20 protein-coding genes and 13 tRNA genes are annotated in these 23,590 nt (G+C 45.9%); 15 read left to right on the top strand and 18 right to left on the bottom strand.

The features are described 5' to 3' along the window. Nucleotides 1-13 precede the first annotated feature (13 nt). The 10 genes from flgE to AC55NX_RS00830 all read left to right on the top strand — a co-directional run bounded on the left by flgE (nt 14) and on the right by AC55NX_RS00830 (nt 12,474). Nucleotides 14-1,318 (top strand): flagellar hook protein FlgE, encoded by a 1,305-nt coding sequence (flgE, locus tag AC55NX_RS00875; protein WP_496994035.1) that lies wholly within the window; start codon nt 14-16, stop codon nt 1,316-1,318. A 183-nt stretch (nt 1,319-1,501) separates the two neighbouring features. Continuing rightward, nucleotides 1,502-2,251, top strand: coding sequence for a flagellar basal body rod protein FlgF (locus tag AC55NX_RS00870; RefSeq protein ID WP_496994034.1), 750 nt, complete (start codon nt 1,502-1,504; stop codon nt 2,249-2,251). Between the two features lie 19 nt (nt 2,252-2,270). Then, nucleotides 2,271-3,059 carry a flagellar basal-body rod protein FlgG gene (flgG, locus tag AC55NX_RS00865; protein WP_496994033.1) on the top strand — a complete coding sequence of 263 codons (789 nt, stop codon included), beginning with the start codon at nt 2,271-2,273 and terminating at the stop codon, nt 3,057-3,059. A 24-nt stretch (nt 3,060-3,083) separates the two neighbouring features. Continuing rightward, a complete protein-coding gene (gene flgH, locus AC55NX_RS00860) occupies nt 3,084-3,866 on the top strand; it encodes a flagellar basal body L-ring protein FlgH (RefSeq protein WP_496994032.1) in 783 nt (260 codons plus the stop codon). 77 nt (nt 3,867-3,943) lie between these two features. Continuing rightward, a complete protein-coding gene (locus AC55NX_RS00855) occupies nt 3,944-5,035 on the top strand; it encodes a flagellar basal body P-ring protein FlgI (RefSeq protein ID WP_496994031.1) in 1,092 nt (363 codons plus the stop codon). A gap of 11 nt (nt 5,036-5,046) precedes the next feature. Further along, nucleotides 5,047-5,985, top strand: a complete 939-nt coding sequence (flgJ, locus tag AC55NX_RS00850; protein ID WP_496994030.1) for a flagellar assembly peptidoglycan hydrolase FlgJ — start codon at nt 5,047-5,049, stop codon at nt 5,983-5,985. A 153-nt stretch (nt 5,986-6,138) separates the two neighbouring features. Further along, nucleotides 6,139-8,013, top strand: coding sequence for a flagellar hook-associated protein FlgK (gene flgK, locus AC55NX_RS00845; protein WP_496994029.1), 1,875 nt, complete (start codon nt 6,139-6,141; stop codon nt 8,011-8,013). Between the two features lie 13 nt (nt 8,014-8,026). Then, nucleotides 8,027-9,220: a flagellar hook-associated protein FlgL gene (flgL, locus tag AC55NX_RS00840; protein ID WP_496994028.1), complete on the top strand. Its 1,194-nt coding sequence runs from the start codon at nt 8,027-8,029 to the stop codon at nt 9,218-9,220. Between the two features lie 435 nt (nt 9,221-9,655). Beyond that, the gene (locus AC55NX_RS00835) at nt 9,656-10,795 is read left to right on the top strand and encodes a flagellin (protein ID WP_496994027.1); all 1,140 of its coding nucleotides are present in this window, start codon (nt 9,656-9,658) and stop codon (nt 10,793-10,795) included. 545 nt (nt 10,796-11,340) lie between these two features. Then, entirely contained in the window at nt 11,341-12,474 is a 1,134-nt protein-coding gene (locus AC55NX_RS00830) for a flagellin (protein WP_496994026.1), read from the top strand. A gap of 172 nt (nt 12,475-12,646) precedes the next feature. On the opposite strand, the gene AC55NX_RS00825 is transcribed toward AC55NX_RS00830, so the two are convergent. The 18 genes from AC55NX_RS00825 to lolB form a co-directional block, all read right to left on the bottom strand. After that, nucleotides 12,647-12,731: transfer RNA gene (locus AC55NX_RS00825), tRNA-Leu, on the bottom strand. Between the two features lie 86 nt (nt 12,732-12,817). Further along, nucleotides 12,818-12,892, bottom strand: a tRNA-Gln gene (locus AC55NX_RS00820). Nucleotides 12,893-12,907: 15 nt separating this feature from the next. Next, a tRNA-Leu gene (locus tag AC55NX_RS00815) sits at nt 12,908-12,994 on the bottom strand. A gap of 25 nt (nt 12,995-13,019) precedes the next feature. After that, nucleotides 13,020-13,096 (bottom strand) — tRNA-Met (locus AC55NX_RS00810). Nucleotides 13,097-13,127: 31 nt separating this feature from the next. Then, nucleotides 13,128-13,212, bottom strand: a tRNA-Leu gene (locus AC55NX_RS00805). 62 nt (nt 13,213-13,274) lie between these two features. Further along, nucleotides 13,275-13,349: transfer RNA gene (locus tag AC55NX_RS00800), tRNA-Gln, on the bottom strand. 36 nt (nt 13,350-13,385) lie between these two features. Continuing rightward, nucleotides 13,386-13,470 (bottom strand) — tRNA-Leu (locus tag AC55NX_RS00795). Between the two features lie 62 nt (nt 13,471-13,532). Continuing rightward, nucleotides 13,533-13,607, bottom strand: a tRNA-Gln gene (locus AC55NX_RS00790). Nucleotides 13,608-13,622: 15 nt separating this feature from the next. After that, a tRNA-Leu gene (locus AC55NX_RS00785) sits at nt 13,623-13,709 on the bottom strand. Between the two features lie 25 nt (nt 13,710-13,734). Continuing rightward, nucleotides 13,735-13,811, bottom strand: a tRNA-Met gene (locus AC55NX_RS00780). Between the two features lie 78 nt (nt 13,812-13,889). Then, nucleotides 13,890-13,964: transfer RNA gene (locus AC55NX_RS00775), tRNA-Gln, on the bottom strand. A 33-nt stretch (nt 13,965-13,997) separates the two neighbouring features. Next, nucleotides 13,998-14,082 (bottom strand) — tRNA-Leu (locus AC55NX_RS00770). 43 nt (nt 14,083-14,125) lie between these two features. Beyond that, nucleotides 14,126-14,202: transfer RNA gene (locus AC55NX_RS00765), tRNA-Met, on the bottom strand. Nucleotides 14,203-14,486: 284 nt separating this feature from the next. Then, nucleotides 14,487-15,578 carry a redox-regulated ATPase YchF gene (gene ychF / locus AC55NX_RS00760; RefSeq protein WP_496994025.1) on the bottom strand — a complete coding sequence of 364 codons (1,092 nt, stop codon included), beginning with the start codon at nt 15,576-15,578 and terminating at the stop codon, nt 14,487-14,489. Nucleotides 15,579-15,588: 10 nt separating this feature from the next. Then, nucleotides 15,589-16,179, bottom strand: coding sequence for an aminoacyl-tRNA hydrolase (gene pth, locus AC55NX_RS00755; RefSeq protein ID WP_496994024.1), 591 nt, complete (start codon nt 16,177-16,179; stop codon nt 15,589-15,591). 201 nt (nt 16,180-16,380) lie between these two features. Continuing rightward, a complete protein-coding gene (locus AC55NX_RS00750; RefSeq protein WP_496994023.1) occupies nt 16,381-17,325 on the bottom strand; it encodes a ribose-phosphate pyrophosphokinase in 945 nt (314 codons plus the stop codon). A 106-nt stretch (nt 17,326-17,431) separates the two neighbouring features. After that, complete coding sequence (gene ispE / locus AC55NX_RS00745) at nt 17,432-18,340, bottom strand: 4-(cytidine 5'-diphospho)-2-C-methyl-D-erythritol kinase (RefSeq protein ID WP_496994022.1); 909 nt, start codon at nt 18,338-18,340, stop codon at nt 17,432-17,434. After that, a complete protein-coding gene (gene lolB / locus AC55NX_RS00740; RefSeq protein ID WP_496994021.1) occupies nt 18,322-18,930 on the bottom strand; it encodes a lipoprotein insertase outer membrane protein LolB in 609 nt (202 codons plus the stop codon). The genes ispE and lolB overlap by 19 nt, the downstream gene beginning before the upstream one ends. A 168-nt stretch (nt 18,931-19,098) precedes the next feature. On the opposite strand from lolB, the gene hemA reads away from it, so the two are divergent. Genes hemA through AC55NX_RS00715 form a run of 5 tightly spaced genes read left to right on the top strand, consistent with a single transcriptional unit; the run spans nt 19,099 to nt 23,588 of the window. Continuing rightward, the gene (gene hemA / locus AC55NX_RS00735) at nt 19,099-20,355 is read left to right on the top strand and encodes a glutamyl-tRNA reductase (protein ID WP_496994020.1); all 1,257 of its coding nucleotides are present in this window, start codon (nt 19,099-19,101) and stop codon (nt 20,353-20,355) included. Nucleotides 20,356-20,387: 32 nt separating this feature from the next. Then, nucleotides 20,388-21,476, top strand: a complete 1,089-nt coding sequence (gene prfA, locus AC55NX_RS00730) for a peptide chain release factor 1 (RefSeq protein WP_496994019.1) — start codon at nt 20,388-20,390, stop codon at nt 21,474-21,476. A gap of 6 nt (nt 21,477-21,482) precedes the next feature. Further along, complete coding sequence (prmC, locus tag AC55NX_RS00725; protein ID WP_496994241.1) at nt 21,483-22,337, top strand: peptide chain release factor N(5)-glutamine methyltransferase; 855 nt, start codon at nt 21,483-21,485, stop codon at nt 22,335-22,337. A 39-nt stretch (nt 22,338-22,376) separates the two neighbouring features. After that, complete coding sequence (locus AC55NX_RS00720; protein ID WP_496994018.1) at nt 22,377-22,760, top strand: SirB2 family protein; 384 nt, start codon at nt 22,377-22,379, stop codon at nt 22,758-22,760. An 18-nt stretch (nt 22,761-22,778) separates the two neighbouring features. Beyond that, complete coding sequence (locus AC55NX_RS00715) at nt 22,779-23,588, top strand: SirB1 family protein (protein WP_059122737.1); 810 nt, start codon at nt 22,779-22,781, stop codon at nt 23,586-23,588. Nucleotides 23,589-23,590 lie beyond the last annotated feature (2 nt).

Below are 23,590 nucleotides of genomic sequence, written 5' to 3'. Positions count from 1 at the left end.
AGGAGAATTCAGGATGTCATATGTATCATTAAGTGGTTTATCGGCCGCTCAACTTGACCTCAATACCACCAGTAACAATATTGCCAACGCGAATACCTATGGTTTTAAAGAATCGCGTGCAGAATTTGGTGATGTCTATTCAAATTCATTGTTTACCAATGCGAAAACAACGCCGGGGAAAGGGGTGCAGATAAATAAGGTTGCTCAGCAATTTCATGAAGGGTCGAGTATTTATACCAACAACCCTATGGATTTGCGGATTTCCGGAACCGGTTTTTTTGCCGTCGCAAAAGATCGCCTGGTACCGCAACAGAATGAGTTGACCCGTAACGGTGCTTTTCATATTAACCATGATAATTATCTGGTTACCTCGAATGACGAATACCTGCTCGGATATAACGTCAATCCGGAAACAGGTGATGTATTATCTTATGAGTCGTCCCCAATCAATATTCCTGCTGAGTTCGGTAAACCGAAGCAGACCTCTAACATTGATGTCGGTGTTAACCTGCCGGCAAACGGTGACTTGAAAGATCCGACGCTGTTCGATTTTGAGGATCCGGAAACCTATAACCGTTCGACTTCATCGACCATCTATGACTCGATGGGGCAAGCTTATAAAATGACAACGTATTACCTCAAGGATCAGACTCAGTCGAATACTTGGCAAGTCTACTATACGATGACCGATTCTGAGGGGGAAAAACCGATCAACATCGTCGGAGGTGATGCGACAACACCGACAGGGCATGTTGGCCATACCTTGAAATTTAATAATGACGGGACTTTGGCGAGCATCAACAACGGACAAAATGTCGTTTCTGAACCGTTAGGTACCGGGACAAACCCAATTAACCTCAATGGTGCGGATGTTAACCAAGTGCTTTCATTCGGTCTGGATTCTTCAACTCAGTTTGCCGCACCATTTGAGCTGACGAAGTTTGATGAAGATGGTGCGACAACAGGGTTTTTGACCAAAGTCGATGTGAATGAAGAAGGTAGTATTCTTGGGACATACTCAAACGGTGAGAATGTGACCTTGGGTCGTGTTGCTTTAGTCCGGGTTCCGAATGAACAAGGGCTGGATAGAAAAGGCGGGACTCAGTGGGATTCGACCAATGCTTCTGGCGATAAGATCTGGGGTGAATCCAATAAAGGCTCATTTGGTACGATTAATAGTGGGACGTTGGAGCAATCCAATATCGATATGACCCAAGAGTTGGTTGATTTGATTTCTGCACAACGGAACTTCCAGGCGAACTCTCGTGCATTGGAAGTGCATAATCAGACCCAACAGACGATTCTACAAATCCGCTAATGATCACGTTTTATTCAGACCGACGGCAAAGTCGGTCTGATTTTTTCCTCCCTCCGGCAATCTTGCGGCAAAAACAGCCTCTCTGTTTTTATTTCTGTCGCTAATTATATGAATTATATCGTTATTCATACTTGGCACACCAATTGCTTTATCTCTATCGTATGACGATGATAGGAGTAAATTATGGACCGTGCATTGTTTCTGGCAATGAGTGGCGCAAAGCAGAATATGCAGGAAATGCAGCTCAGAGCGAACAACTTAGCCAATGTGAGCACGACTGGCTTTCGGGCTGATCTGGCTCAGGCTCGCTCTATGCAGAGCTACGGTGATGGGCTACCAACCCGAGTCTTCAATATGACGGAACGTCCGGGAAATAATTTTGCTCAAGGCAGCGTTATGACGACAGGCAGAGATTTGGATGTCACCATTCAGGGGGATGGATGGATTTCAGTACTGGATGATACCGGCACTGAAGGCCTGACCCGCAACGGGAACTTCCAGATCGACCCAAATGGTTTACTGACCAGTGGCAGTGGGCATCTGGTTCTGGGTGACAATGATGCACCGATTACCTTGCCAATTCCACTGAGTAAAATTGAGATCGGCAAAGATGGCACCGTGTCCGTCATTCCCCAAGGTGCACCGGCTGATGCGCTGGAAGTCGTCGGACGAATTAAATTGGTTCGTCCTGATAATCGCACGTTATACAAAGACTCGGTGGGACTGTTTCGGGCCAAAGCACCGAATACTGTATTTAATGAGGACGCGAGTGTGACATTACTGACCGGTGCTTTAGAAGGAAGTAATGTCAATGCTGTCGGAGAAATGACCAATCTCATTGATCTACAGCGTCAGTTTGAAATGCAAGTCAAAATGATGAGTACAGCAGAAGAAATGGATAAAGCGTCCAATTCTCTGTTGCGCACCGGTTAATGAGTGAGAGGAGAAGAACATGCATCCAGCTCTATGGGTAAGTAAAACAGGTTTAGATGCGCAGCAGACGAATATTGCGACGATTTCGAACAACCTTGCGAACGCCTCCACAGTTGGCTTTAAAAAAAGCCGGGCTGTGTTTGAAGATCTTTTTTATCAAAATATCAACCAACCCGGTGGTCAATCTTCACAGAATACCGAACTGCCAAGTGGGTTGATGCTCGGTGCCGGTTCCAAAGTCGTCGCGACGCAGAAAGTTCATACTAACGGTAATGTGCAAACGACCAATAACAGTATGGATATGATGATTGAAGGCGATGGCTTCTTTCAGATCATGATGCCTGACGGCAATATTGGTTACTCCCGTAACGGGCAGTTTACCTTAAATGCTGAAGGAACCATTGTGACATCCGGAGCCGGGTATCCATTACAACCTGAGATCGTAGTGCCGCAAGATGCAGTTTCTGTAACGGTCGGTAACGATGGTCAGGTCTCCGTCCGGATCCGTGGACAGCAAAATAATCAGGTTATCGGCCAGATTACGACGGTTGATTTTATTAACCCCGGTGGTTTGGAGCCGGTCGGCCAGAACTTATATTTACCCACCGGTGCCAGTGGTGATCCGCAAGAAGGGGTTCCCGGATTAGATGGCTTGGGCAATATTCGTCAGTCGATGTTGGAAAGCTCCAATGTGAATGTCACCGAAGAATTAGTCAATCTGATCGAAGCGCAGCGAGTGTATGAGATGAACTCCAAAGTCATTTCTGCGGTAGATAAGATGATGAGCTACGTGAACCAACAGCTCTAATCGGGATTATATGAGAGGTATTTGATGAAACGCTTATTCACTTTGGGATTCATCTGTTTCTTATCGGGATGCTCGCTAATGCCACAGGGGACCACGGAAGATCAGAACGAGAGTGGCACAACGTTGGTTGATGCCGTCGAAGGCGATAAATCCGGAGATACGGGTGGTCAGGGATTGTTGGATGGATTGACCCGGCGAGCTGATCCGGTTGCCGATGATCCTGCCTGGGCGCCGATTCATCCCAATCATCGTCCGAAGCATTATGCTGCGGAGACCGGATCTTTGTTTAATCTGAGCGCTGCAACTAGCTTATATAATGATTCAAAGCCCAGACAAGTCGGCGATATCATCACCGTGACACTGAATGAAAGCACTAAAGCGGCAAAAAGTGCTGATGCAGATTTATCGAAAAAGAATGATGCTTCGATGGATCCGTTGGAAGTGGGCGGTCAGGAAATGAAAATCGGTGATTACAACTTTTCATACAAATTAGGCAATGATAATAAATTTTCCGGCAGTGCGGCAGCCAATCAGAGTAACAGTATTTCCGGTTCAATCACCGTTGAAGTCATTGATGTTCTTGCCAATGGGAATCTTGTGATTCGTGGTGAAAAATGGCTGACATTAAACACCGGCGATGAGTACATTCGTTTGAGCGGTACGGTTCGTCCGGATGATATTGACTTTGATAATACCATTTCATCGAATCGGATTTCGAATGCCCGAATTCAGTATTCAGGGACCGGAACCAATCAAGATATGCAAGAACCTGGCTTTTTGGCACGATTTTTCAATATTGCTTTATAAGTTAAGTTTAAACGTCGTTTTTTTGGCATAGAAGATGACGTGCATGCTAGAGAAGCATGAAGCACAAGGTAAATTGAATGAAAAAGTTAACACTTTTTTTACTGGTGACACTGTTTGTTTCCTTGCAGGTACAGGCGGCGAGAATTAAAGATGTTGCACAAGTGGCCGGAGTGCGTAGTAACCAGTTAGTGGGCTATGGTTTAGTCACCGGCTTGCCGGGAACCGGAGAGTCAACGCCATTTACCGATCAAAGTTTCAATGCGATGTTGCAAAATTTCGGCATTCAATTGCCGCGGGGAACAAAACCGCAGACTAAAAATATTGCCGCTGTGATTGTCACAGCCGAGTTGCCGCCATTCTCCAAGCAGGGGCAGACTATTGATGTCACTGTCTCCTCGATTGGTTCGGCAAAAAGTTTACGTGGTGGCACACTGATGCAGACTTTTCTCAAAGGTCTGGATGGTCAGGTTTATGCGATTGCACAGGGCAATCTAGTCGTCAGTGGATTCAGTGCTGATGGTGCTGACGGTTCAAAAATCGTTGGCAATAACCCTACCGTCGGTATCATTTCTAATGGTGCCAGTGTTGAACGTGAAGTCCCCAACCCATTTGCCCGGGGAGATTATATCACCTTTAATCTGATCGACTCTGACTTCACCACAGCCCAGCGTATGGCGGATACCGTCAATCAGTTTCTTGGCCCTCAAATGGCGACAGCAATTGACGCAACATCCGTGCAAGTGCGGGCACCAAGAGATGCGGGGCAACGAGTCGCGTTTCTCTCTGCGGTTGAAAACCTTGAGTTTAATACCGCTGTGGGTGCCGCGAAAATTATTGTCAATTCACGGACAGGCACGATTGTGGTTGGTCAATACGTACGGTTGAAACCGGCTGCCGTCACTCATGGTGGTATGACTGTTGCTATCAAAGAAAAACTGAGCGTGAGCCAGCCTGAACCATTCTCAAATGGTCAAACGGCTGTGGTACCGGATTCCGATATCTCTGTAAAAGAGAAAAAAGGAAAAATGTTTAATTTCCAGCCGGGCGTCACACTTGACGATCTCGTGCGAGCCGTCAATGAAGTTGGCGCTGCGCCATCGGATTTAATGGCTATCTTGCAAGCTCTGAAACAGGCCGGTGCAATTGAAGGCCAGCTAATTATCATTTAAGGGGAAGCACGATGGTCAATGACGTAAAAGATATCGGCTTTGTACAGGATATTACCCAACTGGACCAATTGCGTAAGCAAGCGGTCAGTGGTGATAAAGCGAGTGAAAAATCAGCATTAACCGCTGCAGCCAAACAATTTGAGGCAGTGTTTACATCAATGCTTTTCAAGTCGATGCGCAAAGCGAACTCCGGCTTTGAATCCGATCTGCTGCATAGTAAAACGGAAGATTTTTACCGCGAAATGCTGGATGAACAAATGGCGAGCCAACTGAGTTCTTCAGGTCGGTTAGGGCTTGCAGATATGATTGTCGCTCAGCTCTCTGCCAATATAGATGGGAAGAGCTCTCAACCCGATCAAGAGTCATCTCAACCTGATCCTTTGTTGCAGGCATTGGCTCGTGTTCGGGCTCATCAACAGCAAACTTCCGAGCAAGAAAGTATGAACGGTGTTCACCAGTCTGCTGCTGTGACGGAGCCACGCCGATTTGATTCACCTGAATCCTTTATCCAGACATTGAAGCCTTATGCCGAAAAAGCGGCTCGCGTGCTGGGGGTTGATGCCTCGGTATTGTTGGCTCAGGCCGCACTGGAAACAGGCTGGGGGACTAAAGTAGTCGCGAACGCCCGTGGAAGCAGCCATAACTTGTTTAATATCAAAGCGGATCGGAGTTGGCAGGGCGACAAAATGGCGACTCAGACCCTGGAATATTATGACCAGACACCCGTTGTTGAAAAAGCCTCATTCCGATCTTATGACTCGTATCAAGACAGTTTCGATGATTATGTCAACTTCCTGAAAAAGAATCCTCGTTACATGACTGCGCTGAATAGTCATCAGGGGAATCCTACTTTTTTCATTGAAGGGATTCATCAAGCAGGATATGCAACCGACCCTGACTACGCTGACAAAGTTCTGCGTGTTCGTTCTCAAATTCAGCAAATGGATTAGTATACTTCCTCTCTTCTCCTGCCGGGCGGAAATATCCTTCCGGCATCTTAATAACTCATTGTATTTTATCTGATTAATTTAATGGCATACATATTGCTTCATGTTGATAGAAGGTTCAGTTTTTACTGATGATTTTTATCTTGTGGGGGCGATATGGCGTCTGATTTATTGAATATTGGGACTCAGAGTGTCTTAACATCTCAAAGACAGCTCAACACGACCGGTCACAATATATCTAACGTAAATACAGAAGGTTACAGTCGTCAATCTGTGATTCAGGGCGTGAATGCTCCGCGTATGTACGGCGGTCAGACCTATGGCATGGGTGTCCATGTGGAAAATGTTCGCCGCTCATGGGATCAGTTTGCCGTCAAAGAGCTAAACATTGCCACAACGGATTACTCCTACAAACATGATACCGAGCAAAATCTGGATATGTTATCCAAGATGCTCTCTTCTGTTGCTTCCAAGAAAATCCCGGAAAACATGAACGAGTGGTTTGACGCACTGAAAACGCTGGCTGATAGCCCCAATGATATGGGCGCACGGAAAGTGGTGCTGGAAAAATCTCAGTTAATGACTCAGAACCTGAATGATTTTCATGAAACGATTCGTCGCCAGTATGAGACGGTCAATAAAGGATTGGATCTCGGTATCAAGAGAATCAACCAACTTGCTTTAGAAATTAGAGATTTACAGCGTTTAATGATGCGTACTCCCGGGCCACACAATGATCTGATGGACCAACATGAAAAGTTAGTGAAAGAACTCTCTGAGTACACCAAGGTGACTGTAACGCCACGGAAAAATGCTGAAGGGTTCAATATTCATATCGGTAATGGACACACCTTAGTTTCTGGCACTGAAGCCAGCCAGTTGAAGATGATTGATGGTTATCCCGATACGCATCAATGGCGTCTGGCGATGGTTGAAGGGAAGGGGATTAAAGCGATTACGTCTAAAGATATGGGGGGCAAGATCGGGGCGTTATTTAATATGCGCGATAACGAAATTCCCAACGTACTTGATGAGATTGGCCGGCTTGCGACCAGTTTCTCTTATGATGTGAATAAGTTGCAGCGGCAGGGGCTTGATCTGAATGGTGACATCGGTGACTTGATGTTCACCGATGTGAACGATGAACGGATTGCCAAAGAACGGGTGATCACCAGTAGTGACTCTGAAGCGGATATGGCGGCCTATATCGAAGATGTTTCACAATTGAAAGGTGGTGAGTATTCACTACTTTATGACGGTAGTGAATACATTGCGATTTTACCGAATGGTGAGCAGCGGGTGCTTTCTCCCAGTAGTGGGCAAATCTATATTGATGGGATGAGAATTGAAATTCTCAATGAACCGAAAGAGGGTGAGCGAGTGCTCGTCCGGCCAACTCGTTCCGGTGCGGCAACTATCAAAATGGAAATGAACGATCCGGCAAAAATTGCCGCTCAGAGTTATGAAGCTTCAACCACTTTTGCTCAGGGAAGTGCCACTTTTAAAATTATACAAGCCGGTGAGTTGCGAGAATTTGAAATTGATGTCTCTGAGCTGGGAGATACTTTCACGGTTAAAGATAAAGACGGCAATATTGTGGCAGAGAATCAAGCTTATCCGCCGTCTGGCCCTGTGACTGTAATGGGCACGACATTTGAACTGTCTGTCGGGGCTTTGCCAAAAGATAAGTTTACCGCGAACTTGGTGCCCTCTGAAGGGGATAACGGCAACCTGAGAAAAATGCAGAATATCCAGACCGAGAAGAAGCTGGACAACAATGAGTCCACGATTCTGGATGTTTACCACAATCTGAATACCAATGTCGGTCTGAGAATGTCTACCGCGTCTCGGTTGACTGATGTGGCCCGCCTCGAGAAAGAGGCCGCCCAAGAACGGATTGCCTCCGTGTCAGGTGTGAACCTGGATGAAGAAGCTGCCAATATGATGAAATTCCAACAGGCATATATGGCATCTTCGCGGATTATGCAGGCGGCCAATGACACTTTTAATACCATTTTACAGTTGAGATAGGGAGGAGGATCTTATGGTTGGTCGTATTTCAAGCTTCCATAACTATCAGGCTGTTCAGAATGACATTCGCCGTCAAGAAGCCAAGGTTTATCACAATCAGGCTCAATTAGCGTCGGGTAAAAAACTGATGTCTCCCAGTGATAATCCACTGGCAACGCATTACATTCAAAATGTGGGTCAACAAGAAGAGCAACTGCGTCAATATCTTGATTCGATTGTTCTGGTTCGTAACCGATTGGGACATCAAGAAGTCATTATTTCCAATGCGGAAGATTATGCCGATGAGGCAAAGCGTACCGTTATGGAGATGATCAACGGTTCATTATCACCTGAAGATCGCCAGGCGAAAGAGCGCGAGTTGGAAGAGTTGGCCGATAACTTTCTCAATCTGTCGAATGTTCAAGATGAACTAGGAAACTACATTTTTGCCGGTACCAAACCGGATAAGCAGCCCTTCTTTCGTGATAAAGAAGGCAATGTGACTTATGCCGGTGATGATTATCAACGCAAGATGCGAATCTCCAATAGTCTGGAAATGCCGTTCAACAGCCCCGGCAGTAAAGTATTTATGCAAATCGACAATCCTTTTGGTGACTATGAACCCGATTATCGGCTGCAGGAAGGCTCTGAGCTGTTGCTGGAAAAAGCCACCAATACTGATCCTCAAGATCAATCACAATATCGGGTGACTTTTGTTGATATGGGCAACGGCAAATATGGCTATCAGTTAGAACAGGACGGAAGTGCCGTTCAGGCCGGAGAATTTGATCCCAAAACCGGTATTAATTACGAAGGCGTAAATATTGAACTGAAAGGACAAATTTCGCCGGGAGATGTCATCGAACTGTCTCCCAGAAAGACATTCAACATTTTTGATAGTTTCAAAAAGGCAATGGAATATTCACGCGACTCCGTTGCCGATGGATCAGCGACCGCTAAGCTCCATCAAGTGACCAGAGAGTTTCATGCCGCCTTTATCCACTTAACCAAAGTGAGAACGGATATCGGTGCGCGACTGAATACATTGGATATTCAGGAACAAGAACATGAAGACTTCAAACTGACATTGGCAAAATCCAAAAGTAGTTTTGAGGATCTTGATTATGCGGATGCTGTGATCGAGTTTAACGAAAATACTCGTGCACTTCAGGCATCTCAGCAGGCTTTCAGTAAAACGAAGGACTTAACACTATTCAATTATATCTAACTTTCATTTGCCTTATGTGCCATGCCATAAGTCGCGAAAGGAGTTGTGTTGAATATTGTTTTTCGTTGAGACGAGCATTTTGATGTAAGGCTCGTTTTACGAAAGTAAAGCTTTGCCAGTTGCAGGTGCCAAAGTCGTTATTGCTGAGGCAATCAAGCGGCAACGAAGCGGCAAAGCGGAAATGAAACAGGATTGCAGAGAGAACCAGATACGTTATTGTATGGTTTATTTGTTTTTAACTTATTGATTTTACTTAATAATAAAATTATCTAAAAGTTGGCACAGTAATTGAATTAAATCTATCAGAGCGCAAGTTATCGGTTTGGAACCGGCAATGTTGCAGATGTGGCAAGTTATTTACGGTCAGTGCTTCCAAATAAGAGTTAAAGCTGACCGCTTCGCAGAAAGCTTGCGGACTCAATAGGAGAGCAAACTATGACCATCACAGTCAATACCAATGTGTCAGCGATGACCGCTCAGCGTTACCTGAATAAGGCAACGGGTGAGTTGAACACCTCCATGGAGCGTCTGTCTTCGGGAAACCGGATTAACAGCGCAAAAGATGATGCGGCAGGTCTTCAGATTTCGAACCGGTTGACTGCTCAGTCCCGAGGGTTGGATGTCGCGATGCGAAATGCCAATGACGGTATTTCGATTGCACAGACTGCTGAAGGGGCAATGAATGAGTCAACCAGTATATTGCAGCGGATGCGAGATCTGGCACTCCAGTCTGCAAACGGTACCAACTCCTCATCTGAGCGTAAGGCGCTGAATGAAGAGTATACGGCCCTTCAGGATGAATTGAACCGAATTGCAGAAACAACCTCGTTTGGTGGCCGTAAACTGTTGAACGGTACTTTTGGAGAGTCTGCTTTCCAGATTGGTGCCAGCTCCGGTGAAGCGATCATTGTTGGCCTCACCAGCATTCGAGCCGATGATTTTCGTATGGGCGGCCAGACATTTGTGTCCGAACAAGGGAAAGACATGAATTGGGGCGTTCCTGCGAATGCCCGCGACCTAAAGCTGGAGTTTACCAAGAAAAACGGGGAACAAGTTTCCGTAGATGTCATGGCAAAACCAGGTGATGACATCGAAGAGTTGGCAACTTATATCAATGGTCAGGTCGATGATGTTACCGCGTCTGTGAATGATGATGGACACCTGCAGCTCTTCATGCCGGAATCTAATCTTCAGGGGAACCTCTCCATATCCGGCGGGTTAGCCACCGAGTTAGGTCTGGATGGTGGTCCGGGACGGAATACGACGGTTCAGACAACCGATATCATGAATGTTGGTAATTCGCAGAACTCTGTCGGTGTTCTTGATGCTGCCCTTCATTATGTTGATGCACAACGTGCCGATTTAGGGGCAAAACAGAACCGTTTAAGTCACAGTATCAATAATTTGTCGAACATCCAGGAAAATGTTGAAGCGTCGAAGAGCCGGATTAAAGATACCGACTTTGCGAAAGAAACGACGCAGATGACAAAAGCTCAAATATTGCAACAGGCAGGTACTTCAATACTTGCTCAGGCAAAACAGTTACCAAACTCTGCAATGTCACTATTGCAGTAGCTGCGGAGCTTTATCATTCAGCTCAGACGTGGGTATGTGATAAAGCTTCCTTGGTAAAGTGTGATTTGTGGATGGTATAAAGCTCTCTCAAGTTTAATACCTGCTTTATATTCATTCCTCATCATGCGCCCGGTTAGTCATGATGTGTTCATTTCTCTTGATCTCCACATGATTGACTTACCACCAATAGCCCCGGTTCTCTCAAAGATAAGGGGCTTTTTCTTTTCTCATCATATCAATTCGTTATCCCCAAATCAGATGATAGCAAGCGCTATTGTGACTGACTCATCTGCGTCATAAATTCCGGCCCCTCGGCACAACGAGGAAAAACTTGAGTCTTTTCTTAGTTTTATGTGAGATTTGTGTTACCTCTCTCACTTTCCCCTCCGGACCATCACTTCGCTATGAAAAAAACACCTTTTTTCTAAAGGAAATTCATTCTGAGTCGCTAAAAGGTCGAACTTTGAGAGAACTATAGTTTTCCGAGACGTCGGAAAACAGTCAAGAATTTCCGCGACGTCGGAAAATCAATAGGAGAAACCACTATGGCGGTTAATGTTAACACAAACGTTTCTGCGATGACGGCCCAGCGCTATCTTAACAGTGCAACGAAGTCGATGAACTCATCAATGGAACGCTTATCCTCAGGATATCGAATCAACAGTGCTAAGGATGATTCGGCTGGCCTTCAAATCTCAAACCGTTTGAGTGTTCAAAGCCGGGGATTGGGTGTTGCTGTTCGTAATGCGAATGACGGAATTTCAATTGCTCAGACTGCGGAAGGGGCAATGAATGAAACAACCAGCATTCTGCAACGGATGAGAGACTTGTCTCTTCAATCTGCGAATGGTTCTAACTCGAAATCGGATCGTGTTGCGATCCAAGAAGAAATTACAGCATTGAATGATGAATTAAACCGTGTTGCGGAAACAACATCATTTGGTGGTAATAAGCTTCTAAACGGTACTTTCGATACCAAATCTTTCCAGATCGGTTCTGATAGCGGTGAAGCTGTGATGCTCCATCTGAAAGATATGCGTAGCGACAATAACATGATGGGCGGTATGTCTTATATTGCTGAGAATGGTAAGGGGAAAGACTGGCAAGTTCAAAATGGTGCCAACGATCTGACCATCACAGTCAATGACAAATTCAATGGCGAGCAAACCATCAACATCAATGCGAAAGCGGGTGATGATATCGAAGAGCTGGCAACCTATATCAATGGTCAGACTGACATGGTGAAAGCGTCTGTTGATGATGAAGGTAAACTGCAATTATTCACAGATAGTAATAAAGTGGATGGTTCAGTGAGCTTTGGTGGCAGCCTTGCTGGTGAACTTGGAATCGGTGAAGGTAAAGCGACAACAGTCAGTAACATTGATGTAACTTCGGTTGGCGGTGCTCAACAGTCAGTTGCAGTCGTTGACGCTGCACTGAAGTATGTGGATAGTCATCGTGCTGAGCTTGGTGCATTCCAAAACCGTTTCGGACATGCGATCAGTAACTTGGATAACATCAATGAGAATGTGAATGCTTCGAAGAGCCGAATCAAAGATACCGACTTTGCGAAAGAAACTACAGCATTGACGAAGTCTCAGATCCTTTCTCAGGCATCAAGTTCTGTTTTGGCACAGGCGAAACAGGCACCAAGTGCTGCATTAGGACTACTTGGATAATCTGCTTTATCCTGACGAGAAAAATCCAGCTTCGGCTGGATTTTTTTATGGTTAGCAAACGGGATAAGAGACTTTAATCCAAATGGAATACGCACGAAAACCGGTGGCCATCAGGTGTAATTTTCGCAGTTCAGATAAAAGAAAACCCAGACAGATGTCTGGGTTAAAATCATGGTGCGGAAGGAGAGACTTGAACTCTCACACCTTGCGGCGCCAGAACCTAAATCTGGTGCGTCTACCAATTTCGCCACTTCCGCATTGTTTCGTTTTGAGCTTTCGCTCTGACTTTCAACGCTTTTAAACAGTTATGTTTCAAACAATCAATGTTCAAAGTCATTTGATATGGCAGGTCTACCTGGATTCGAACCAGGGGATGACGGGATCAAAACCCGTTGCCTTACCACTTGGCGATAGACCTGTAATATTCTTTTGCTGGTGCGGAGGGAGGGACTTGAACCCTCACGTCCTAACGGACACTAGCACCTGAAGCTAGCGCGTCTACCAATTCCGCCACCACCGCATGTCAGTAGCAAAAGAATTAAATATGGTGGCTACGACGGGATTCGAACCTGTGACCCCATCATTATGAGTGATGTGCTCTAACCAACTGAGCTACGTAGCCATAATTAGTTATCTAGTTGATAACAAAATCATGGTGCGGAAGGAGAGACTTGAACTCTCACACCTTGCGGCGCCAGAACCTAAATCTGGTGCGTCTACCAATTTCGCCACTTCCGCACTGTTTTACTGCACTGAGCTTTTCGCTCTGACTTTCAACTGTTGCTCAAAGTCATTTGATATGGCAGGTCTACCTGGATTCGAACCAGGGAATGACGGGATCAAAACCCGTTGCCTTACCACTTGGCTATAGACCTGTCGTCATAACTTCATTTAAGAAATTATCTTAAATATGGTGCGGAAGGAGAGACTTGAACTCTCACACCTTGCGGCGCCAGAACCTAAATCTGGTGCGTCTACCAATTTCGCCACTTCCGCATTGTTTTACTGTACTGAGCTTTTCGCTCTGACTTTCAACTGCTGTTCAAAGTCATTTGATATGGCAGGTCTACCTGGATTCGAACCAGGGAATGACGGGATCAAAACCCGTTGCCTTACCACTTGGCGATAGACCTGTAATATTCTTTTGCTGGTGCGGAGGGAGGGACTTGAACCCTCACGTCCTAACGGACACTAGCACCTGAAGCTAGCGCGTCTACCAATTCCGCCACCACCGCATAAGAGTAGCAAAAGAATTAAATATGGTGGCTACGACGGGATTTGAACCTGTGACCCCATCATTATGAGTGATGTGCTCTAACCAGCTGAGCTACGTAGCCTCATTTTAGAGCGAGACAATATAATCAATCCCGCAGTTTGTTTCAATCTCTTTTTCCCAGATTGAGACAAATTAAATATGGCAGGTCTACCTGGATTCGAACCAGGGGATGACGGGATCAAAACCCGTTGCCTTACCACTTGGCGATAGACCTGTCGTCGTAACTTGAGAAGTTACCCTAAAACTATGGTGCGGAAGGAGAGACTTGAACTCTCACACCTTGCGGCGCCAGAACCTAAATCTGGTGCGTCTACCAATTTCGCCACTTCCGCATCTATTTCCTAAAGACTTTTCATATTAAAAATCTTTAGGAAATGGTGGCTACGACGGGATTCGAACCTGTGACCCCATCATTATGAGTGATGTGCTCTAACCAGCTGAGCTACGTAGCCACAAACCCCGGTGCAGGAGAACCATAATCCTGCGAACGGAGCGCATTATGCGGATATGGCTTGAGAGCGTCAATAGTTTTTTTGAATAAATCGAGGAAAAACAACTGTTCGTTTTTTTTTTAGTCAAACAGAACTGTTTATAGACAAAATAACTCGCAAATCAATTGGCTGAGAGCAGGTATGGGGGATTTGGGTTCGGTGTTTCAGAAAAACGAGATGTGGCTGATTAGAGACATAAGGCCCTCTATTGAGGGCTTTATGTTCAGAGGATATTGGCAATCAGATTAGACATTGAAGCGGAAATGGATCACATCGCCGTCTTTGACAATATAGTCTTTCCCTTCCAAACGCCATTTGCCGGCTTCTTTTGCACCACTCTCACCATTATACTGGATGAAATCATCATAACCGACAACTTCAGCGCGGATGAAGCCTCGTTCGAAGTCCGTATGAATTTTTCCGGCAGCTTGGGGAGCTGTTGAACCAATCGGAATCGTCCAAGCTCTGACTTCTTTCACACCTGCGGTAAAATAAGTATGCAGTTCGAGGAGTTCATAACCTGAACGAATCACACGGTTCAATCCCGGTTCTTCAATCCCCAGATCGGCAAGGAACTCATCTCGTTCTTCATCATCTAACTCAGATAGTTCTGACTCAATGGCTGCACATACTGCAACGACGACATTATTTTCTTGTGCTGCAAATTCTCGAACGGCATCCAGATAAGGGTTATTTTCAAAACCGTCTTCATTCACGTTCGCGATATACATAGTCGGTTTGAGGGTCAGGAAATTGAGATAACCAACTGCCGCCAATTCCTCTTTTGCCAGTGTCACACTGCGGGCCATTCCACCCTCAGTGAGGACGGGAAGCAGTTTTTCCAGAACGGAAATTTCAAATTTTGCCGCTTTATCACCGCCTTTAGCACGTTTGGCTTGGCGTTGAATCGCTCGTTCACAAGTGTCTAAATCGGCCAAAGCCAATTCTAAGTTAATGACCTCGATATCTTCGATAGGAGAAACTTTGCCAGCGACGTGTACGATGTTTTCGTTTTCGAAACAACGAACCACATGACCAATTGCGTCAGTTTCACGGATGTTGGCCAAGAACTTATTGCCTAGCCCTTCACCTTTCGATGCTCCGGCAACTAAACCAGCAATATCAACAAACTCCATTGTGGTCGGCAATATCCGTTGAGGATTGACAATTTTAGCGAGCGCCTCAAGGCGCAAATCCGGAACCGGGACGATGCCTGTATTCGGTTCGATGGTACAAAACGGAAAATTTGCCGCTTCAATTCCTGCTTTGGTTAAAGCGTTAAAAAGTGTTGATTTGCCAACATTTGGTAAACCAACAATGCCACATTTAAACCCCATGACTATAACCTTATTCAGCTTTGAATGTGTGTAAACGATTTTGTGCTTTCGTAAGACCTTCTTTGAGCAGTATGTCCAAACAGCGGACAGACTCGTCTACAGCGGCATCGAGGCATTCCTGTTCTTTTTCAGGCGCCTTACCTAACACATAACCTGTAACTTTATCTTTATGTCCCGGATGACCAATGCCGATCCGGAGACGGTAGAATTCTCTATTATTACCCAGCTTACTGATGGTATCTTTTAAACCGTTATGTCCCCCGTGACTGCCGCCTTGTTTAAATTTAGCAACACCGGGTGGTAAGTCTAGCTCGTCGTGAGCCACCATAATTTCTTCCGGCTGGATCTGATAAAACTTTGCCAGAGCGGATATCGCTTTCCCTGATAAGTTCATATACGTTGTCGGAATCAGTAAACGTAACTCCTGACCTTGAATGCTAATTCGACCAGTCAGACCAAAAAATTTGGGCTCATTTTTTAACACTGTATGGTGAGCACGGGCTAATTCTTCGATGACCCATGCCCCTGCGTTATGCCTTGTTCTTGCGTACTCTGGGCCCGGGTTGGCTAGCCCAACAAGTAGTTTTATGGGTTGACTCACAGTCAGGCTCTCCTGATGTCTACAATGAAAAGCGCGGTATGATAGCACAGAATTTTTTATCCCCAAACTTCCTGAACCACGGCATAAACCGAGGCAATTTTTGTGTGGTAACCATTTTTCAGGGAATCTGAGTTGATGGTGAAACTTTAGGAAATAAAAAAGCATCTCCGAGGAGATGCTTTCAAAAACAGAGATGAGCGATTAATTGAACATCGCTGAGATTGACTCTTCGTTACTGATGCGGCGAATTGCTTCAGCAAGCATCGTTGAGAGTGTCAACTGAGTCACACGGCCTGTTGCTTGCATTTCTTTCGAAAGCGTAATCGAGTCAGTGATGACAACCTGATCGAGAACTGAGTTCTTAATATTCTTAGCTGCATTGCCTGAGAATACTGCATGAGTTGCGTAAGCAAAAACCCGCTTCGCTCCGCGTGCTTTTAAAGCCTCAGCCGCTTTACATAGTGTGCCACCGGTATCGATCATGTCATCGACAATGACACAGTCACGGCCTTCAACATCACCAATCAGGTTCATGACTTCAGAAACGTTCGCGCGAGGACGGCGTTTATCAACAATCGCAATATCGATGTCACCGAGTGCTTTGGCTGTCGCGCGTGCACGGACAACACCACCCAGATCAGGTGATACGACGACTGGATCTTCCAGACTTCGTGCTTTCATATCTTCAAGCAAGACGGGCGTTCCAAAGATGTTATCAACAGGAACATCAAAGAAACCTTGAATCTGTTCAGCATGTAGATCGATCGTCAGTACGCGGTCAACACCAACGTTCGAAAGAAAGTCAGCGACGACTTTCGCGGTAATTGGCACACGGGCAGAACGGACACGACGGTCTTGGCGAGCATATCCAAAATAAGGGATAACAGCGGTAATACGGCCTGCTGAAGCACGGCGCATCGCATCAATCATTACCACGAGTTCCATCAGGTTGTCGTTAGTTGGTGCACAGGTTGATTGAATGAGAAATACGTCGCTTCCTCGCACATTCTCGTTGATTTGTACTGCAACTTCACCGTCTGAAAAACGGGAAACAGTGGCATCTCCAAGAGAAATATACAAGCGATCAGCAATACGTTGAGCTAGTTCAGGGGTAGCGTTACCGGCAAATAGCTTCATATCAGGCACGGTGGAAACCTCAGGGTTGCGTCCAGTATTTAAAATAGGTTGGGTGTGGGCCGATTGATCATACTCTTGTTATGATGATTTACTAACTGATATATCACTATCCATCTTAACAATTGTTGTTTTCACAACTGTGAGTATAGCCTGTCAAAGTTTCTTTTAGCGGCGAAATATTACATCCTTTTGCTACAAAAGCAGAAACTCCATCCGGCAAACGGGAAAGAACCTGTTGTGCTTCATCTTTGCTAGAAAATTCAGCAAAAACACATGACCCAGTCCCGGTCAATCTCGACGGCGCGTATTGTAGCAGCCATGAAAGTTGCTTATCAACCTCTGGGTAAAGCTTTCGGACAATTTTTTCGCAATCGTTTTCGTACGGAGTTTGTAAAAGCATTGTCAGATCTCGCTTGAGCGTGTTTCTAGTTAATTTGGGATGCGAAAAAATGGCAGCAGTTGAAATACTGACATTGGGTCTGACAACCAGATACCATCTCTCTTGTGGTGTGACGAAAGTCAGCTTTTCTCCGACACCTTCCGCATAAGCCGCATGGCCTTGTACGAAAACGGGAACATCAGCACCGAGTTGCAATCCGATTTCAGCCAGTTGACTTTGGGATAACCCACATTGCCAGAGATGATTCAGGGCCACTAAGGCTGTCGCCGCATTGGATGAACCACCTCCGATCCCGCCGCCCATCGGTAACACTTTATGCAAGTGAATATCAGCGCCTAACGATGTTTGTGTGTTGAGTTGAAGTTTTCGGGCGGCTTTCCAGATCAGGTTATCATGCAATGGAACGCCATCAATTTCCGGCGAGACAGAGATGTTCCCGCTAGTATTGACCCGGATCGTCAGTTCATCCCCGTAATCGAGAAACTGGAAAAGTGTTTGCAGCTCATGATAACCATCATCCCGTAGACCCGTGATATAAAGAAACAAATTCAGTTTGGCTGGTGATGGCCAGACGGTTTGGGCGGTATTGATAACATCTGATATATTCATGGTGTGACTTTCCATTGCGAGATATGGATATTGATTTTGGTTGGTCCTTGTTGCAGGAACAAACGCTCAGGAAGAGGTAGTTGCTGCTCTTTAAAGGTCACGGCAGTGTATGTTTTGTACTGTACTCGCCATTGCTGATTTGCCAGTTTTTTCTCTAGACTATCCAGCGTGTTATCCGGTTTGAGCGAAAAAGTATCCGCAAGGGCCGGGCGCCCCAGAATCCACTGACTGAGCGAACTCAGGGGAATATCGAGCCCGGTCAGTTGATGTAGTAATAATTCCGGAGTTTGAGCCGTGTAGTGCTGTCCTTCATAGGTATCGGCTTCCGCTCGCTGGGGATAAATATCCATTTTCAAGACGGTTTGTCCCAAAAAGGTGGTTAGTCGCAGTTGACTATGGTGGGCAGATTTCTTCCATTGAAAATTGAGCGAGCGGCGCTCTTGTGGCGAAATGTAGCCCAGTTTACCCGCAATTTGATAAGTACTGATCTGTTGGAGACGCTGCTGGTGTGATTGCCATTCCACGGGGTGGAGTGGTGTCTGAACAGTGCTACAGCCAGCCAAAATGATGATAGTCAGAAATACTCGGAGGATGCGATAAGTCATAAATACGGCTTTTGTTGGTCGAAAACGGGTTCTTTAAAACAGCAACACTATAGCATTGATATCACGAAGTTATAAAAACAAATCCGTTAAAGTCTTTTCTTCAATAAGGGCATACAGTAAAATTCCTTTCTTACCCCTTAGAAGATGTGATCAGAGTACCTCCAGTCGATGTCCTTACTTGCCATTGGAATTAATCATCAAACAGCGCCTCTGGAACTGCGTGAAAAAGTCGCGTTTGGTCCGGATAAGCTTCCCGAAGCACTGAGTCAGCTACGGGAATATGCGGATGTTAAAGGGAGTGTCATACTTTCGACCTGTAACCGAACAGAAGTGTACTGTGAGATAAAACCAACGAGTAAAGGACGTTTGATCGATTGGTTATCTGAATTTCATCGTGTTAATCCTCAAGAGTTAAAACCGAGCATTTATATTCATGAAGAGCAAGCCGCAATCCGCCATTTAATGCGGGTCTGTTGTGGGCTCGATTCTTTGGTTTTAGGGGAACCTCAAATTCTTGGGCAGGTCAAACAGGCGTATTCAGAGTCGAAAGATCTTGCATCCGTTGATGCCGCGATAGAGAAACTCTTTCAGAAAGCATTCTCAGTTGCCAAAAGGGTCCGGACTGAAACGGATATCGGTGGTAATGCCGTCTCTGTCGCCTATGCGGCCTGCACTCTGGCAAAACATATTTTCGAATCGTTGACCAATGCAACTGTGTTGCTTGTCGGTGCTGGCGAAACCATCGAATTAGTCGCGAAGCATCTCGCTGCCAATGGTTGTCAGAACATGATTGTGGCGAATCGCACCCGAGAAAGGGCGATGGGATTAGCGGAGCAGTTTGATGCACAAGTGATTCGCTTACAAGAGATTCCTGATCATCTTGCCAAAGCTGATATTGTGATTAGTTCGACAGCCAGTCCTTTACCGATTATCGGCAAAGGGATGGTGGAAAAAGCCCTCAAAGCGCGGCGTTATCAACCCATGTTGCTGGTTGATATTGCTGTTCCTAGAGACGTTGAAGCAGAAGTCAGCGAGATTGGGGACGCTTATTTGTATAGTGTCGATGATTTGCAGTCAATTGTAGACAGCAATATTGAACAGAGAAAGGTCGAAGCGATTCAGGCCGAAGCGATTGTCAGTGAAGAAAGCGCGGTCTTCATGAGCTGGATGCGGTCATTACAGGCCGTTGATAGTATCCGTGATTATCGTGACAGTGCGAATCATATCCGTGAAGAGCTTGTGAATAAAAGTCTCCAGGCGCTCGCGTTGGGGGGCGATCCGGAAAGAATCCTCCGTGAACTCAGTTATAAGTTAACCAATAAATTAATTCATGCGCCGACCCGTGCACTACAGCAAGCAGCCGAGCAAGGGGAACCTGCGAAGTTGGCTATAATCAGACAGAGTCTGGGGCTTGATAATCTTTAATTTCGATATTATTTCCGTATTAAGAAGAAACTATGAAAGCGTCAATTTTACAAAAGCTTGAAACGCTCGCTGAGCGCTATGAGGAAGTTCAGCACCTGCTTGGTGATCCTGATATTATTGGGGATCAAAACCGATTCCGTGCGTTATCAAAAGAGTTTTCTCAACTTGAAGAAGTGACTCAGTGTTTTCAAGCTTATCAGCAGGCGCAAGAAGATTTAGTTGCTGCCGAAGAGATGGCGAAAGAAGATGACGCAGAGATGCGAGAAATGGCTCAGGAAGAGATTGAGGCAGCACGCGCATCGATTGAGCAATTAACTGATACGCTACAAATATTATTGCTACCAAAAGATCCGAATGATGAGCGGAATTGCTTTCTTGAGATTCGTGCCGGAGCCGGTGGTGATGAAGCGGGGATCTTCGCGGGCGATCTGTTCCGTATGTATAGCCGTTTTGCCGAAAGAAAAGGGTGGCGTATCGAAGTCATGTCATTCAGTGAAGCTGAACACGGCGGTTATAAAGAGATGATTGCTAAAGTCAATGGTGACGGTGTCTATGGGACTTTAAAATTCGAATCTGGCGGTCATCGGGTTCAGCGTGTCCCGGCAACGGAATCTCAGGGAAGGGTTCATACTTCCGCCTGTACGGTTGCAATTATGCCGGAAGTTCCGGAAGCAGAATTGCCGGAGATTAAAGCCAGTGACCTGAAAATTGATACCTTCCGTTCTTCCGGTGCGGGGGGGCAGCACGTCAACACGACCGATTCTGCCATTCGGATTACTCACTTGCCGACCGGCGTGGTTGTTGAGTGTCAGGATGAACGTTCTCAACACAAAAACAAAGCCAAAGCGATGTCTGTACTGGCGGCTCGGCTAGCTCAGGCTGAACAAGCGAAACGGGCGGCCGAAGTGTCAGATACGCGGCGTAATCTGCTAGGCAGTGGTGATCGCAGTGACCGTATCCGAACTTATAACTATCCGCAAGGACGGGTATCTGATCACCGGATCAATTTGACTCTGTACCGTCTTTCCGAAGTGATGGAAGGGGAGTTGGATGGCCTGATCGGGCCGATTATTCAAGAACATCAGGCTGATCTCTTGGCGGCATTGGCTGAGCAAAGCTAACTGATGATGTCTCTTCCTGCCCGAATTGATGAATTAACCCGTTACAGCACTGCCGTTTTATCAGAAAGCGGCAGCCCTTCGCCTGCGATTGATGCTGCGGTATTACTTTGCCACGTTCTTGAAAAACCCCGTTCATATTTGTTGACATGGCCGGAAAAAACGCTTACCGAGCCCCAGCTTAATTGGTTTGCTGAATTACTGACCCGCCGTCAGAACGGTGAGCCGATTGCATATATTCTTGGGCAACGGGAGTTCTGGTCTTTGCCGCTGCAAGTCTCCTCGGCCACGTTGATTCCACGTCCGGATACTGAATGTCTGGTGATGGTTGCTTTGGAAAAAGCACGGGAAATTGCCGGGCCTATCTTGGATTTGGGTACCGGGACAGGGGCAATTGCTTTGGCTCTGGCTTCTGAGTTACCCGATATCAATGTGACGGGAGTTGATATTCAGCCAGAAGCCTGTGAGTTAGCGAAGGTGAATGCGGCTCAGTTGGGGATCACCAATGTGAGTTTTCATCAGGGAAATTGGTTTGATGGCATTGATGAAGGTACGAAATTTGCTTTGATCGTTTCAAATCCACCTTATATCGATGCGGACGACCCGCACTTACAACGTGGAGATGTTCGTTTTGAACCGCTTTCTGCCTTAGTTGCAGAAGAGCAGGGATTAGCGGATATCAGAACCATTGCAGTCGCAGCAAGGCAATACCTGCAACTCCAGGGATGGCTGCTGTTTGAACACGGTTATGATCAAGCTGAGTCAGTCAGAGAATTACTGCAATCTCTGGGGTATCGGTCTATTCACACTGAGCAAGATGATTCTGGAAATGATCGCGTGACAGTCGGTTGCTTTCTGCCATAGCTTGTTATGTCATAAGAAAGTGCCCATAAGAGGACGTTTATGTATCTGGGATTAAAATATTTCCACCTATTCACAATTGCGGGCAGTGTCGCTTTATTTTGTCTCCGCTATGGTCTGATGATGATCAATTCTCAAGCGCTTCATCATCGTTTTTTGAAAGTCGCACCGCATGTAATGGATACATTCCTGTTGTTATCCGGTGTCGCATTGTGTGTGATGACTGGCTTTATTCCTTTCACGCCTGAAGCCGCTTGGCTGACTGAAAAACTCATGTGTATGCTGGCTTATATCGCATTAGGCATTTTTACCTTGAAACTAGGCCGGGGTAAGTTGCTGCGGAGTTTGGCATTTCTTGGCGCGCTAGGCTGGGTTGCCATGGCCGCAAAAATTTCTTTGACCAAGTTACCGATATTAATGCATTAATACTGGGCCGATATGTCTATGATTGAATTATTTGACGAAGATTTTGATGCGATGGAGCTGGTGGAAGGTGCGCTTGTACTGAATCAGGCCATTAATCCTGAAACCCGAGTGGCATGGGCAGAACAGACGTTAGTGAAGATGACCCGTGAAGCTGAAGCGTATCTGGATGACGATGCAGATCCAAAAGCTCGATTGGCCGCTTTTTTACGGTTATTTTATCAAGAGTGGGGATTCTCCGGTGATCACGAGGCTTATTTTGAGTCTCGTAATGCATTTATCGATCAGGTGCTTGAACATCGCAAAGGGATTCCTGTCAGCCTGGGCGCTTTATTATTGTACTTCAGTAGTCGGCTGGGATTCCCGTTGCAACCGGTGATGTTTCCGACCCAGTTTTTGATCCAGATAGCCTGGTCCGATGAAGAGCTTGTTTATTTGAATCCATTTTCTGGCGAATATGTTTCGAAGCATACGTTACAAGCTTGGTTGATCGGTAGTAAAGGACCTCTTGCCAAATTAAAACCGAAACACCTTCGGGTCAGCGATCACCCGACAATCATCGGACGCTGGCTGGCTTTGTTGAAAAGTGCGTTGATGCGTGAAGAACGTTATACTCTGGCGTTGAAGTGTACCAATCTGGCGTTGACGTTTGTCCCCGATGATCCTTATGAAATTCGTGACCGTGGATTCATTTATCAGCAACTGGAATGTCATCAGATTGCGCTTTCGGATTATCAGTATTTTATTGAGCATTGCCCGGACGATCCCGCTGCTGAATTATTGAAAAATCAGGTGAATTTGTTGCGTAGTACTGCCGTAACAATCCACTAATA

This window comes from Vibrio rubrogenes, from assembly GCF_059641415.1.
The sequence above is the reverse complement of the archived record's forward strand: the minus strand, read 5'-3'. Positions and strand labels throughout refer to the sequence as shown.

Excerpts from the sequence above, each read along its gene's own strand:
- ispE (WP_496994022.1), bottom strand. The coding sequence starts at position 18,340 with ATGGAAAGTCACACCATGAATATATCAGATGTTATCAATACCGCCCAA.
- AC55NX_RS00720 (WP_496994018.1), top strand. The coding sequence starts at position 22,377 with ATGTATCTGGGATTAAAATATTTCCACCTATTCACAATTGCGGGCAGT.
- flgK (WP_496994029.1), top strand. The coding sequence starts at position 6,139 with ATGGCGTCTGATTTATTGAATATTGGGACTCAGAGTGTCTTAACATCT.
- prmC (WP_496994241.1), top strand. The coding sequence starts at position 21,483 with ATGTCTCTTCCTGCCCGAATTGATGAATTAACCCGTTACAGCACTGCC.
- AC55NX_RS00870 (WP_496994034.1), top strand. The coding sequence starts at position 1,502 with ATGGACCGTGCATTGTTTCTGGCAATGAGTGGCGCAAAGCAGAATATG.
- flgH (WP_496994032.1), top strand. The coding sequence starts at position 3,084 with ATGAAACGCTTATTCACTTTGGGATTCATCTGTTTCTTATCGGGATGC.
- ychF (WP_496994025.1), bottom strand. The coding sequence starts at position 15,578 with ATGGGGTTTAAATGTGGCATTGTTGGTTTACCAAATGTTGGCAAATCA.
- hemA (WP_496994020.1), top strand. The coding sequence starts at position 19,099 with ATGTCCTTACTTGCCATTGGAATTAATCATCAAACAGCGCCTCTGGAA.
- flgL (WP_496994028.1), top strand. The coding sequence starts at position 8,027 with ATGGTTGGTCGTATTTCAAGCTTCCATAACTATCAGGCTGTTCAGAAT.
- AC55NX_RS00855 (WP_496994031.1), top strand. The coding sequence starts at position 3,944 with ATGAAAAAGTTAACACTTTTTTTACTGGTGACACTGTTTGTTTCCTTG.
- lolB (WP_496994021.1), bottom strand. The coding sequence starts at position 18,930 with ATGACTTATCGCATCCTCCGAGTATTTCTGACTATCATCATTTTGGCT.
- prfA (WP_496994019.1), top strand. The coding sequence starts at position 20,388 with ATGAAAGCGTCAATTTTACAAAAGCTTGAAACGCTCGCTGAGCGCTAT.
- AC55NX_RS00830 (WP_496994026.1), top strand. The coding sequence starts at position 11,341 with ATGGCGGTTAATGTTAACACAAACGTTTCTGCGATGACGGCCCAGCGC.
- flgE (WP_496994035.1), top strand. The coding sequence starts at position 14 with ATGTCATATGTATCATTAAGTGGTTTATCGGCCGCTCAACTTGACCTC.
- flgG (WP_496994033.1), top strand. The coding sequence starts at position 2,271 with ATGCATCCAGCTCTATGGGTAAGTAAAACAGGTTTAGATGCGCAGCAG.
- flgJ (WP_496994030.1), top strand. The coding sequence starts at position 5,047 with ATGGTCAATGACGTAAAAGATATCGGCTTTGTACAGGATATTACCCAA.
- AC55NX_RS00715 (WP_059122737.1), top strand. The coding sequence starts at position 22,779 with ATGATTGAATTATTTGACGAAGATTTTGATGCGATGGAGCTGGTGGAA.
- AC55NX_RS00835 (WP_496994027.1), top strand. The coding sequence starts at position 9,656 with ATGACCATCACAGTCAATACCAATGTGTCAGCGATGACCGCTCAGCGT.